This window comes from Bacteroides faecium (assembly GCF_012113595.1).
Classification (GTDB): Bacteria; Bacteroidota; Bacteroidia; order Bacteroidales; family Bacteroidaceae; genus Bacteroides; species Bacteroides faecium.
In genome coordinates this window covers 4,839,942-4,854,229 of record NZ_CP050831.1, presented here as the reverse complement: position 1 = coordinate 4,854,229, position 14,288 = coordinate 4,839,942, and the positions used below count along the sequence as shown (strand labels likewise).

The window sequence follows — 14,288 nt, the reverse complement described above, 5'->3', positions numbered from 1 at the left end:
CAACTAATTGATGTTGACAGGCAGTTCTATAATAATTATTTTTCAGCGTTCAGCTTCATTACTTCTCCAATCTCCGGCATCAGTACATCCAGAGAATCTTTCTTTTTCATATCCTCCTCATTCTTCAACGGCTCATCCCAACGATGTTTTGCCAACGCATATTTAGAATGATGTACAGTTAAAACTCTTTTAGCCTTCAAATCCCTTACAGCCTGTGCCATATACTGCGGCATTAGATGAATATATTTCCATTCTTCATTGTACTGCCCGTTTTCGAGAATAGCCAGATCTATATCCGGGAAACGTTCGCCAATTTCCGCGAAATGAGTATCATACCCCCCGTCTCCGCCTATAAATATATTCTGTGCGGGAGTTATCAATAAGAAAGAAGCCCAAAGTGACTGGTTGGCAGAAAGTCCACGACCGGAGAAATGACGGGCAGGCAGACAATAGATATTAAAACCGTCAGCCAGGTTCGTATCTTCATTCCAATCGAGTTCGACAATACGCTCTTTATCGAATCCCCAGTACTCGAAATGCTCGCCGACACCTAACGGGCAAATCACTGTTCCAATCCGGTCTTTTAACTTCTTGACTGTGTTGTAATCCAAATGATCCCAATGGTCGTGGCTGATTATCAGATAATCAATATCCGGCATATCTTCCGGCTGGTAAATATCTGTTCCTTTGAATGGCTTATTGACGAAAGAGACAGGAGAAGCCATGCAAAATACGGGATCGACCAATACCCGCTTTCCGCTCGTCTGAATGAGATAAGAAGAATGCCCGAACCAAACTAATACTTCTTTATCACGGTCTATCTTCCGTAAGTCAGTCTTTATTGCCTTGACAGGCTGGTCGGGGCGCAGCCCGTCTATCTTTCTGAAAATAAATTCCCAAATACCTTCGAAACGTCCCCTGTCCGAAGTCATTAATTTCGTCTCATGCTGATTCTGAAATGCTCCGTTCCTGTAATTGGGAGATTTCAGTACTCTTTCCTGCCGTTCGCCACGGGGCGTCCGGCCAAAGCTGGGCTGGTTGATAAAAATAAAGACTGACACAGCCAACAACGCTATTATAACTAATATACATCCTATGATCATACGTGCTCTGAATTTCTTGAATATAATACGCATATAATTAAGTAGCTAAATTATTTCACGCAGCAAATATACAGGGATTTAGAAAAGTGGGTAGTATATATATTACAGATTATTATACCATAATTACTGAAACGCGTTGAATGTTAGTGCCAGCCTATTTGTACAAAGAATAGTTGTTTAGAAATAAATCTTGTAGCTGATGTTGGGAATCAGACCTGTTCCTTCTTTTTCTTCAATAATATTTGTTCTTTCATTATATTGATAGAAATGTATTCCGGTGCGCATACCGACATTCAGAATCTTCAAAGAGAACTCATGGGAAACCCTTTTCTTGTTAATACGGAAGCTGATAGAAACATCACCGTTTATAGCAGGATTGAATCTTTTACTATATGCTTTGCTTTCATCAAATACGATGTCATGTTCCTCCATAGATTTTTCTTCGTCAACGGGAGTGTAACGTTCTCCTCCCTGAAAAAATAAACGCCCATTAATACTTAATACATTCTGCTTCAGTCTACCAACCATCCATTCCTTTCCGGCAAGTAAATTCAACAGAAAACTTTTATCCAGCCGGGTATTGCGCCATATACCATCCCCGCCCTTATATTTTGATTTGAACAAAGAGCCTGTAACCATATAATAGAACCCATCTTTCATATACTGCTCCAATGTAATATCTATACCATAATTTCTGCCTGTTCCTTTGTTCGTCAGAATCTTATCCAAATAAAATTCTTCATGGTTAATGATTGAGAAGGAAGAATTATCCTCAACCGGTATATGGTACAGATATTGGTAATAAGGTTCTATCTTCAGATGCAGATTCTGGTTAATATTCCAATCATACGTAAGTCCGAAATGATGAGCCTTGGAGAAATCCAAGTATCTGTTGGATGCTGTCTTGCCATTTATCTCTTTCTCAACAAAATAGTAGTCCAGTTTTTCCCGGCGACTATGCAATCCGTATGCTACGGCGAAGGAATGATTAGGATTGGGACGCCATTTCAATGCTACACGTGGTTCTACAGACCAGTTGTCGTTTAAAGTGAAATATTGGGCGTTAACTCCCAGGCTAGTTGTCAATTGATTACTCAAATTAATAACGGAGCTACTGTAAGCTGAAAATACAGTACTTTCTCCGCTGCCTTTGGAAATCTGTTCCATTGGCTTGTCTAACCCGAAGTAAGGACTGACTTTATAATCAAGGTCATATCTAAGTCCGGTAACTGTGATACCCGTCCTGTTAGTATGTCTTGCACTGAATCTCTTATTTAAGAAGGAATTAAGCACAATATCCCATTTACTGTTTTGAATATCCCCTACCTTGACTATTAAATCGTCATCAGTTTGTTGTTCTACCATCGTATGGTCTTTGGAATACGTGGCAGACAGAGATGAACGGATATAAGTATTCTCATTTATACTATATTGATGTGTCAGTCCTCCTGCCGATTTATCCATTTTGTTCTCTCCCGACTGGCGATCTCCCATTATTTCCCATTCAGAACGTTCCAGCCTTTCAGACTTATTTCTATCTATCAATCCCAATCCCCAAATCGAGAAAGTTCCCGCTTTGCGCGTAGGGAAGTTAAGTTTAAAAGCTAAATCCTGATATTTAAGATTGATGTCATTACCCGTTGCCAGTGAGGTAGTAGAAAATCGGTAGTTAATAAGATAGGAACTTCCCCGTTTTTTATTGACAGGCCCTTCTGAAGCCAAATCTATTCCCATCAGTCCAACCTGAAAAGTGTGCTCATACTTTTGATTATTTCCATTGCGCAGATGCATATCGAAAACACCGGATAAAGCATTATTATATTCCGCTGGAAAAGCTCCATTATAAAAATCGGAGTTACCGATAACTTGTGTACTTAATGCGGAGAGAAATCCACCTCCTAAACCTGATATATCAGCAAAATGAGTAGGATTAGGAATTTCAACACCTTCCAGTCTCCATTGGGTGAACTGCGGGGAGTTTCCTCTGATAGCAACAGCATTTGTACCGACATCCCCCGCTACTCCCGCAAATGCAGAACTTAATCGTGCAGGGTCATCGAAACCATTGGCAAACCGGGAAGCTTCTTCTATACTAATCATGCGCCCTCCGGTGATTGCCATTGGATTCACCGTCCGGTCTTTCTTAATTTCCGGTTTCACAAGAACTTCTGCCAAGTCCTGTACACTTTCATCAACAGGTATTTCCACATATACTTCTTTGGATGAAGTAACGGACACTTCGCTGATAATCCTTGTCTGGTATCCCATAAAAGATGCCTGAATATTATAACGTCCTATCGGGACATTATGAATACGGAAATTTCCCCGGCTATCCGTGGAACTTCCCAATAAAGGCTCGTCTACTATGCAGACAGAAGCATATTCTATAGGCGTATTGGTTTTGGAATCTACAACGATTCCTCTTATGGTTTGAGTCAGTTTTTGTGTATTTTCGTTGACGGGTTTAGGTTTGTTGTCCGGCAGGGAGATGATAATATGGTATCCGGTTATTTTATATACATATCCGGTTCCTTTCAATAGTTGAGTCAGAGCTTTGTCGATAGTCGTATTTTTAATAGACAAGGATCGCTTCTTTTCTATATCCAAATTTGATTGTTCATAAGCAATGCTATATCCGGTCTGTGTTTCTATTTGTGCAAAAGCATCTTTTAATGAGATACTTTTATGATATATGGTAATTTTCTTTTCCTTATTCTGTGCAATGGCCGTGAGAAAGAGAAAAGTAAAAAATAAAAAAATGGCTAGTTTACCCAGCTGTTTATTTGTATTTATTCGATTCATTATTCTATATTTGTATGTTGATACTTCATTTTACGTCACTTGTTTAATGAGGATAGACATTTCAGAACCGGGGAGAGGGTCTCAAGCTGCTTCCCGGTTCTTTTTCTTCATAGGCTGTTTTATTATTTGGTTATTATTATCTTGTTTTCATTCTGTTGGTAAGTAAAGCCGATTATATCTGCCAGTATATTTAGCATTTCATTCAGATTTTCATCTTTCAGGAATTTGACGGTATATCTTCTGGTGGCAGGTATAGACAGCGTATTTTCAATAGTAGTGTTGTATCGTCTTTCCAAAGCCCGGAATATTTCTTCGGCAGTAGCGTTGGTAAAAACCAATCTTCCTTTTATCCAACTATCCGTATCTATGCTTTCTACTGTTGATATATCTATGTGTGACGTACCTTTATCATATATCAGCCGTTCATTCGGTTGAAGTATTCGCGGAAGCTGGGAGCGGACATTTACTTCTACTTTACCACTGGTTAAGGTAGTGCTGATTCGTTCATCGTCAGCATAGGCTCTTACATTGAATTTAGTGCCGAGCACTTTTATGGAAAGTTGGGAAGTTTCTACGATAAAAGGTTTCGTTGTATCTTTGCTGACTATAAAATAGGCTTCACCGTCAAGAGTTACCAGACGCTTGTCTTCTGCAAAAGTTTCGGGATATGTAATGGTACTTCCTGCATTAAGCCATATTTCAGAGTTATCCGACAGCAGCAGACGCTTTTGTTCTCCATAGGCAGCGGTAACTTCTATCAATTCATTTCCGGCAGAGAGGCTATACAGAAAGAATCCTACCAGCAAAAATAATGGAATAATAATGGCGGCAACACGAGTAAACTTTCGGTATGATACTATATTTTTAAGATGTTCCTTATTATATCCGATTCTTAGATTAACCCGTTCCAATGCGGTATAAGTATTTGAATCGGCTTTTATCTCCAGTTCATTCCAGTAGTCCAACGAGGCTTTTTCTTTAGCCTGTGTATCTTTCTCCTTAATAAGCCATTTCTGAACTTTTTCTTCCATTTCTGAAGGAAAACGGGAAGAAAGGAACTTTCTTATAATTCTTGCTATATTGTTATTCTCCATTTTTGCTGTACTTTACTATATATACAACTTGACAGCAAAAAGCTCAATAAGAAAATCTATATTTTTATCGAAAAAGTTAGATTAAGGACAACAGAAAACAGGAAATCACTTTTCGTATCTCTTTTAAGGCAAGGCTTAACTGGCTTTCTACATTTCTTTTGGTCGTATTCAGGCGTTCTGCAATCTCTGTGTTACTTAATCCTTCATTACGGCTTAATGTATAAATCTTTCTTCGCTGTTCCGGCATTTTCTTCACCACATCATCTATCAATACTCCCAATTCTTTGGCTATAAGGTCTTCTTCGGAAGTAGAGCTATACTCTATATCCTGCTTATCATTCAGATAGGCATCATGTACATACTTATGTTTTAAGAAGTTGATAGCTGCATTTCTGGCAATGGTATGCAGATAGGCATTAAATGATTTGGAAGCGTCGATAGAGCTGTGATTAATCCAAAGATTGACAAACAAGTCTTCAGTCAACTCTTCGGCATCCGTTTCTGATTTAATATATCCGTCGATGAAAGCCTTTGTTTTATTGTAATAAGCCACAAAAACAGTTTCAAAAGCCTTGTGGTTTCCGTTCTGAAAGGCTTCAAGTGTTTTTATGTCAATACTGTTATTCATATTATTTCGGGCTTTCATTTTTAATGAAGGCAAAAGAAGTAATTATTTAGTTTGTAAACACGCTCTTTTGGAAAAAATTAAGATGTAAAGTTACTTATTATTCTTTTTTGTAAAAGCAATATCCTGATATGAACATCTTATCGTCATTTTGCCTATCTTTGTGCCCCGGAAGCAAAGAACGCTCTTTTTTTAATAAACTCACTATGCAGAAATTAGTCAAGAAGGAATATCAGATTCCTTTTATTCTGGTCACTTCCCTTTTCTTTCTATGGGGATTTGCACATGCTATTTTAGATGTGTTGAACAAGCATTTCCAAGATGTAATGAATATAAGCCGTGCTCATTCGGCATGGGTACAGGTCATGTTTTATTTAGGATATTTCGTTATGGCTATCCCTGCCGGATTGTTCATCAATAAATATGGTTATCGTAAAGGAGTAGTATTCGGTTTGTTGCTCTATGGTGCCGGTTCGCTGCTTTTTATTCCTGGTGAATACTGGATGTCGTTTCAGTTCTTCCTTTTCTCCCTGTTTGTCATAGCCTGCGGTCTGGTATTTTTGGAGACAGCCGCCAATCCTTATATGACGGAATTGGGTGAACGGGAAACTGCCGCCAGCCGATTAAACTTGGCACAATCATTTAACGGATTAGGCTGTATCTGCGGGCCGCTTATAGGCGGTTTATTATTGTTCTCGGAAGAAGGGAATTCGAATATCTCATTACCATATACATTAATGGGAATTCTTGTCCTGGCAGTCGCTTTAGTTTTCTCTAAAGTCCGTTTGCCGGAGATTGTTCATGAAGAAGATGCTGATAATCAAGGACAAGCACGTGGGCTATGGTCGCATAAGCTTTTCATTTTCGGTATCGTGGCTTTATTCTGTTATGAAATTGCGGAAATCTCTATTAACAGTTTCTTTATTAATTACGTAGTAGATGACGGCTGGATGAATGCCCGTGACGCTTCCGTAGTCCTTTCATTTGGTGGTCTGGGATTGTTTATGTGCGGACGATTTGCCGGTAGCTGGGTGATGCGGAAGATACGGGCGGAGAAAGTGTTGTTCTTTTGTGCTGTCGGCACGGTCGTAACAAGTTCCTTGATAGTACTGAATCTGGGGATTATATCACTGATAGCTCTTTTCTTGGGTTATGCTTTCGAGGCAATCATGTTCCCTACTATCTTTGCACTTTCATTGCGGGGACTGGGTAATCATACCAAGCGTGCATCTTCCTATTTAATGATGTCGCCCATTGGCGGGGCTGTCGGCCCCTTGCTAATGGGATATGTAGCAGACCAGAGTTCAATGTCTTTCTCATTCATTGTTCCGTTACTTTCATTTATTGTGGTGATGATGTACGCATGGAAAACATTGAAATAATCAACTCCGCTTGGAGCGGTACAGGATACCGAATATATTCATCAAATATCCTGCCAGACATACTATGGGAGCTACCTTTATACGCAATCCGCTGAATATGTCAGGATTGTAAGCGGCAGGGGTACTCCCCTCGCCGCTCATGAGCAGATATCCTGCTATAATCACTACCGAACCGATTAACAGAATCATGTAATTTCTTCTGCTAAATACTATTTCTGTCTCTTTCTGTTTCATCATCTTTGATTTCATATTTTTCTTTCGCTTTAGTTTTTGTAATTCATGGTTGGAGCAAATAGCGCATATTTATCTTCAAGCCGTTGGTTGCTTTCTTTATATTTCTCTTCGTCTATCTTCTTCAAGAGTTCATTATATTTATTCCATTGCCAGAACTTGTATAGACAATCATTACGAACCATTTCTATGCGGTTTCCTCTTAATGAAAAAGCCCAGTTAATATAATCTTCCGCTTCGGTTATCAAATGTTCTGTCAGGGGTATCGCTTTCATTTTTTCACCTAATGCGGCATAGGCTGTTGCTATCTCATAAGAGCCGCTTCCATGTGTTTCGGGCACATTATATGCCGGAACAGCCTGTTCCGCATAGGCGAGTACTTTCTTTGCACGCACTTTGTCTCCTTGCGCTATTAGTTCTTTGGCAAGTTGCGCGAAAAGTCTGCGATGATACCAACATGTACGCAAGGTTGTTTCATCCAAATAAAGTCCGGGAGTATCCAGCCCACCATATTTATATCTGTTCATTACATTGTCATAAAGTCTCTCCACATCTACTGCATATGGCCTGTTCTCACCGGCATCTCCCCACTTCTTATAATCAAAAGGAGTAAAGCGGAACGCTAATCCTTCCTGTACAAAGTAATCGTCAAACTTCAGTTTGCTGATACTCCCTACGGAAATTGCCAGATAAAGCGGACGTTCCCAATTACAGTTGGCAAGCATTTCCAGCATGAGTAAATCGACTTTAGTCAGCATACGTACATCTTTTAAAGGGATACAAAGTTTATCCGGTATCGCCTTTTTCAATTCTTCTCCTTTCAGATGACGGATTGCTTTGGGAAGCATGATTCCCGAACGGAGTACCGCCTCTTTGTCAATACGGATATTAATCGTATCCGTAGGGATTACATGAAATTCCTCTTTCTCTGAGAATACCCAATATTTCAAGATGTTTTTCACTTCAAACGGGTCTTCTCCGAAACTGTCACGGGCTTCTTCCGGATGCTTCCGGTAAAGTTCCTCTATTTGTCTCTTCAACTCCGGGCGTACGGCTACATATTCGTTTTTACTTTCTTGATATTGGTTCTTCTTCCAACTTATAGGCAGTCCGGGAGCATCATATAACGGACATTGCTGCTGATAAATATACCAGTCGGTCTGCGCGTAACTCAGGTTGCAGACACGAGCATCCCTGCGTACTTCTTCCGTGTCCTGATTATACCATAGTGGGAAAGTATCATTATCTCCGTTGCAAAAGATAATCGGATTTCCTTTATCGGGAAGAGTCATCAGATAGTTAGCCCCAAAGTCACGGCAGGTAAAACGGGCGCTCCTGTCATGGTCGTCCCACGTCTGGCTTGCCATTTGTATCGGAACCAATAAACAAATCGTCATTAATACGCTGACTTGCACTGTCGAAGTTGTTTTCTGGCGGAGTGCGTCACATAATCCTGCCGCGCCTATCCCTATCCAAATAGCAAAAGCATAGAACGAACCGGCGTATGCATAGTCCCGTTCGCGCGGCTGACCGGGAGTTTGGTTCAGGTAAAGCACAATAGCCAACCCTGTCATAAAGAAAAGGAAGAACAGTACACTAAACTGCTGTTTACCTTTCTTGTTGCGGTTCCATTGCCAATAGATTCCGAATAGCCCTAATAATAAGGGAATTCCGTAGAATACGTTGTGTCCTTTGTTCTGGCGTAGAGATTCCGGCAACAAGTTTTGGTTTCCTAACCTTAAATTATCCAACCAGGAGATTCCCGTTATCCAGTTTCCATGTTCCGGTTCGCCACTCCCTTGCACATCGTTTTGCCGTCCTACGAAATTCCACAAGAAATAACGCCAATACATATAATTAAGCTGATAGGAAATGAAATAAGTCAGGTTTTCTTTTTGTGTAGGAGCAGTTTCGCTGCCTCCTGTCCAATTTTTGTAGGAAGAAGCCATGCGCTCATTCCACATTCGGGGAAATAGCATATTTTGAGTATAGCATACATCTTCTTTATACCGGATTATTTTATATTTGCCTTCTTCTTTATCCGGTCGATATACAGCACTCCCCTGGGTCGTTTTTACTTTGTAATAGTCACCTTCGGGCACATATTCCGGTTCGGAAGCGTAAGTTTTTCCATAAAGCAGCGGGGCGCTTTCATATTGCTCGCGATTCAGATAACTTTTGAGCGTAAAGATATTGTCCGGTGCATTCTCATTAAGCGGAGTATTGGCGTTGGCACGAATCAGTATCACCGCATAGGTGGTATAGCCTGCGGTAAGCATGAGTAAACACCATAAAGAGGTATGTACTACGCGCTTTCGGAAGCGATAGATAGCTCCTGTCAGCGCGAAGAATGTTAAAGCTAAAAAGATGAGTAATCCTGTGTGGAAAGGAAGTCCGAACACGTTGACAAAGAGCAGTTCGAACCAGCCTCCCATATCGGCCATGCCCGGGATATAAACAAAAAGGATGAATACGATAAGAAATCCCGATATGGCAATTGCGGCAATTACTCCTTTAAGTGATATTACCCGATATTTCTGATAATAGAAAACCAGGACAATAGCCGGAATACAGAGCAGATTAAGCAAATGCACTCCGATAGAAAGTCCGATAATATAAGCTATCAGGATAAGCCATCGGTCACCATATACCGAATCCGATTCATCCTGCCAGCGAAGAATCATCCAGAACACGAGTGCCGTAAGAAAAGAAGAGAAAGCATAGACCTCTCCTTCTACCGCACTGAACCAGAATGTGTCACTGAATGTATATGCCAAAGCTCCGACAAATCCCGAACCCAGGATGATGATGACATCTGTTGCCGATAAGTCCTGTTCATCATTTATAATCAAAGACCTTACTAATCGGGTGATACTCCAAAAAAGAAACAGGATGCAACCGGCGCTCAACAATGCATTCAAAAAATTGACCAGCCAAGACACCTGCGAAGCATCAGAAGCAAATTGGGTGAACAGGTTTCCGACAAGCATATAGAAAGGTGCACCCGGCGGATGCCCTACTTGTAACTTCTCCGCACACGAAATAAACTCAGGACAATCCCAAAAACTGGCAGTAGGCTCAATCGTCATTCCATATACAAAAGCTGCTATCAGAAAGACCGTCCATCCACCAAAATCGTTCCATTTCTTAAATAATAAGTTGCTCATTGTTCTATAACTTTTTTTGTTTGCAAAGTTATAGGACAGAGGCGTAAAAAAGTTTTTTTTTACCGGACGGATACGGACGACAGATATTTGTAATTTACTGATATTCAACGATTCATCATTGGTGATTACAGACAAATGCAGACTACAGTGATTTTACAATATCTTCCAACGATTCTTTGGAGTTTACTAGCATCAGTTTCTCTGTTTTTATTCTGGAAATTCTTCGGGTCAGAGTTTCAACAGTCAGTTTCATTAAATCCGCAAAACAGGCAGGCTGAACGCCTTCTCTTAAAAAGGCACATACCCTTAAATCTTCTTCCGTAAGTCTAGGACTTAACTCTTTCAATTTGGATACAAGCCCGTAAACACTTTCTTGAAGCCGCAATAATTCCGTCCAATCTTTTTCGGAGAAAGAAGGTACTCGCGAAGATAAGGCTGTTCGTTCCTTCAACTGACGGACTTTTGAAATAACCGGAGAATCTTCATAGATATGTTGTTGGAGAGACTGGTATTTCTCTTCGAGATAGTTGCATTGCAGTGCCAGCTTGTCTGATTCAACATCTTTTTTCTGCATTTCTTCTTTAAAGGTGTCCAACTGCGAATGTACAGACAAATGTTTCTTCCAAAGTAATCCGAGCAAGAGGGACATAACACCGAACAATCCTAAGGCGGATGACAGAATCACGGTAGAACGGTCATTACTGTCAATCAACATCAATTGGCTGGCATACGCTTTTCTTTCCATTTCCAGCGCTTCGTCAAAGTTTCCGTATTTCTGGTAATAAAGGCTGCATCTCTTGCAGATTTTAGTCATCTGCTCATATTCTTCTGTTTGTGCGGCAAGTTTTATTGCTTCTTTGAAATGAATCTCGGCGTCTTTTTCCTGATTCAAGTCACTTTCTACACATGCCAGATAATAATAAGCTCTCGATTTCTGATATTTATCTCCGTATTGTTCGTAATAAGATACGGCTTGGCGGATTTGGTTATCAGAAGAATGAGGTATATTTTTGTCTTCGTTGAATTGAGTGCACAGCAGATTATATTCTGCAAGCTGCGCTTCATTCATTTGGTTCATTTGAATAGTCTCAAGGATAATGGATGCCGTATCCGGGTCTTGCTCTATTAATTGAGCTGCTTTGTCTAATCCTTGTTTCACATTAGTCCCCTCAGGATGACAGGCAGCCAGAGAAAGGACAAATACATACAATAAAATTCGAAGATTACCCATAGTCTCAATTTTAAATCTCTGCATACAAATATGCGACAAATTTATAAGATTATTGTTAGAGTAGCGAATATTTCTTCCTTCTTTTAGCAAACTCTAATGCTGATATCATATAAAAGTAATCGTCTGACATCTGTTGTTCTTTCGTCTAACAACTGTCAGACGAAAGAACAACAGATGTCAGACGAAAAAGAAACAATTGTCAGACGATTACTTTATCGCATATTGAGAAATAAACTTATGTAATATATCAGTTTACTTTCTATACTTTTCTTGATAAATATCAAGGAACAACAAGCAGTCAATTAGGAAGATAAGCCGTATATTTGTAGCAAACATAAATTATATATCATGATTAAGAATATTGTATTTGATTTTGGTGGAGTTATTGTAGACATTGACCGTGATAAAGCTGTCCAGGCATTTATCGAACTGGGATTGGCGGATGCGGATACCCGTTTGGATAAATATCACCAAACCGGAATCTTTCAGGAATTAGAGGAAGGAAAACTTAGTGCGGATGAATTCAGAAAGCAGTTGGGAGATTTATGTGGACGTGAACTTACTATGGAAGAAACGAAGCAAGCATGGCTGGGCTTCTTCAATGAGGTGGATTTGCGCAAGCTTGATTATATTTTGGAATTACGGAAATCTTATCATGTATATATTCTTAGTAATACCAATCCTTTTGTCATGTCATGGGCATGCAGCCCGGATTTTTCTTCAAAGAAAATGCCGTTGAACGATTATTGTGACAACTTATATTTATCCTACCAACTGGGACATACAAAACCCGCACCGGAAATTTTCGATTTTATGATAAATGATTGTAATATCATTCCTTCCGAAACTCTATTTGTCGACGATGGCGCTTCTAATATCCAGATAGGCAAAAAACTCGGATTCGAGACTTTTCAACCGGAGAATGGCGCAGACTGGCGGGAAGAACTGACAACTATACTAAAGAAGTAATCATTACCGCTATATCACGTTCGCAAATAGAAAAATATGCAATCACAAGTCATACTTATCACCGGAGCGTCTTCCGGATTCGGAAAGTTCACAGCCCAAATGTTATCGGAACAAGGACACATCGTTTACGGGACAAGCCGGAAGGCTTCCGGGAATATGGATAACGTAAAAATGCTTGTTGTCGATGTCACCAGCCCTTTTTCCATCCGTCAAGCGGTAGAGCAGATAATTTCGGAACAGGGACGGATAGATGTATTGATAAATAATGCCGGCATAGGTATCGGCGGTGCGCTGGAACTTGCCACAGAAGATGAGGTGAACAAACAGATGAATACCAATTTCTTTGGTGTAGTGAATATGTGCAGGGAAGTATTGCCTGTCATGCGCAAGGCACGTAAAGGGAAAGTTATCAATATCAGTTCTATCGGTGGTGTGATGGGTATCCCCTATCAGGGCTTCTATTCGGCTTCGAAGTTTGCGGTGGAAGGTTATAGTGAGGCTTTAGCTTTGGAAGTGCATCCGTTTAATATCAAGGTATGTCTGGTAGAGCCGGGAGATTTTAATACCGGATTTACGGATAACCGGAATATTTCCGAACTGACAAGGTTGGATGCCGATTACGGAGAAAGTTTCTTGAAATCGCTGGAGATTATAGAAAAGGAAGAACGTAACGGATGCCACCCACGAAAGCTGGCTGCTGCAATTTGTAGAATAGTAGCTCGTAAGGATCCGCCTTTCCGAACCAAAGTAGGGCCGTTTGTACAAGTCCTGTTTGCAAAAAGCAAAAGATGGTTGCCCGATGCGGTAATGCTGTATGCCCTTCGGATATTTTACGCAATAAAATAATAAATTAGGCACGGATTACACGGATTTCACGGTAGTTAATTTTCGATGTGATTAACAAAAACCGTGAAATCCGCGTAATCCGTGCCTAAACTTTTTTCTACTTCTGACTAGTTCTTTGGAACTAATTCCAAAAACATCGTTGTAGTCAACAATATAGCCAGTCCGACACAGACCGTAATCAACAGCCAATTAATATATTTCGCTTTCGGCTTCGTATCGGCATGCAGATTATTCAGGAAATACTCCCGGAAGAAGAGATATAGTCCCGGAATCGTTGCACTAGCTAACAGAAAATCCTCGGGGATTTGGAAGAAATAAGTCTTGGACAATCCTATCAATGACCAATGGCAAAGGAAAAGTACCAGGAACATATTTACTTTGTGGGCAAACAGCAATAACAATCCGATAGTAAATACTACCACAGAGCAAGGCATTACCGGAGAAGTCATTTCCGGAAAAGAAAGTCCGCGTGCCAGTGATACCAATGGATATATGAAAGGCATTGCTAACAGAATATAGGACAATATATCGTATTTATGAGTACGTTCAAAAGTCGTGTATCCTGTAATCGCATCCCATATCCATATGATAGCCATTACTCCCCAAAACATTGCCATCACTCCATTATAACTGCGCTCTTCGCAATATATATAATAGTAAATGATAGAAATCCATGCATAAAGTCCTATCATATAAAACTTCATTGCCATCTTTACCCATGGACGCGGCTTGCCGATAAGTAATGCCGTCAATGCAATACCAATAAGAATAATTACTAACTGCAAAAGCCAGGTAGCTGAATTATAATATGCGATTGTTCTCCAAAAAATCTCCATAA

11 protein-coding genes are annotated in these 14,288 nt (G+C 40.2%); 3 read left to right on the top strand and 8 right to left on the bottom strand.

Going from position 1 to position 14,288, the window contains the following annotated elements:
* Positions 1–35: 35 nt before the first annotated feature.
* The 4 genes from BacF7301_RS17900 to BacF7301_RS17885 form a co-directional block, all read right to left on the bottom strand.
* Positions 36–1,136, bottom strand: coding sequence for an MBL fold metallo-hydrolase (locus BacF7301_RS17900; protein WP_167964936.1), 1,101 nt, complete (start codon positions 1,134–1,136; stop codon positions 36–38).
* A 144-nt stretch (positions 1,137–1,280) separates the two neighbouring features.
* Positions 1,281–3,905 (bottom strand): carboxypeptidase-like regulatory domain-containing protein, encoded by a 2,625-nt coding sequence (locus BacF7301_RS17895; RefSeq protein ID WP_167964934.1) that lies wholly within the window; start codon positions 3,903–3,905, stop codon positions 1,281–1,283.
* A gap of 122 nt (positions 3,906–4,027) precedes the next feature.
* Positions 4,028–4,999 (bottom strand): FecR family protein, encoded by a 972-nt coding sequence (locus BacF7301_RS17890; RefSeq protein ID WP_167964933.1) that lies wholly within the window; start codon positions 4,997–4,999, stop codon positions 4,028–4,030.
* A 76-nt stretch (positions 5,000–5,075) separates the two neighbouring features.
* Entirely contained in the window at positions 5,076–5,627 is a 552-nt protein-coding gene (locus BacF7301_RS17885) for an RNA polymerase sigma-70 factor (RefSeq protein ID WP_167964932.1), read from the bottom strand.
* Between the two features lie 203 nt (positions 5,628–5,830).
* On the opposite strand from BacF7301_RS17885, the gene BacF7301_RS17880 reads away from it, so the two are divergent.
* Positions 5,831–7,006 carry a sugar MFS transporter gene (locus tag BacF7301_RS17880; RefSeq protein WP_167964930.1) on the top strand — a complete coding sequence of 392 codons (1,176 nt, stop codon included), beginning with the start codon at positions 5,831–5,833 and terminating at the stop codon, positions 7,004–7,006.
* Here the strand turns inward: BacF7301_RS17880 and BacF7301_RS17875 are convergent, their stop codons facing one another.
* From BacF7301_RS17875 to BacF7301_RS17865, 3 genes are all read right to left on the bottom strand, one after another.
* Positions 7,007–7,255, bottom strand: coding sequence for a DUF3098 domain-containing protein (locus BacF7301_RS17875; protein ID WP_167964929.1), 249 nt, complete (start codon positions 7,253–7,255; stop codon positions 7,007–7,009).
* Positions 7,256–7,269: 14 nt separating this feature from the next.
* A complete protein-coding gene (locus tag BacF7301_RS17870; protein WP_167964928.1) occupies positions 7,270–10,404 on the bottom strand; it encodes a glycosyltransferase family 117 protein in 3,135 nt (1,044 codons plus the stop codon).
* 142 nt (positions 10,405–10,546) lie between these two features.
* The gene (locus BacF7301_RS17865; RefSeq protein WP_167964926.1) at positions 10,547–11,635 is read right to left on the bottom strand and encodes a tetratricopeptide repeat protein; all 1,089 of its coding nucleotides are present in this window, start codon (positions 11,633–11,635) and stop codon (positions 10,547–10,549) included.
* Positions 11,636–11,983: 348 nt separating this feature from the next.
* Between BacF7301_RS17865 and BacF7301_RS17860 the strand changes: the two genes are divergently transcribed.
* Positions 11,984–12,604 carry an HAD family hydrolase gene (locus BacF7301_RS17860; protein WP_167964925.1) on the top strand — a complete coding sequence of 207 codons (621 nt, stop codon included), beginning with the start codon at positions 11,984–11,986 and terminating at the stop codon, positions 12,602–12,604.
* A gap of 36 nt (positions 12,605–12,640) precedes the next feature.
* Positions 12,641–13,450, top strand: a complete 810-nt coding sequence (kdsR, locus tag BacF7301_RS17855) for a 3-ketodihydrosphingosine reductase (protein ID WP_167964923.1) — start codon at positions 12,641–12,643, stop codon at positions 13,448–13,450.
* Between the two features lie 107 nt (positions 13,451–13,557).
* Here kdsR and BacF7301_RS17850 read toward each other — a convergent pair whose 3' ends face one another.
* Positions 13,558–14,286, bottom strand: coding sequence for a DUF6064 family protein (locus tag BacF7301_RS17850; protein WP_167964921.1), 729 nt, complete (start codon positions 14,284–14,286; stop codon positions 13,558–13,560).
* Positions 14,287–14,288: the final 2 nt, after the last annotated feature.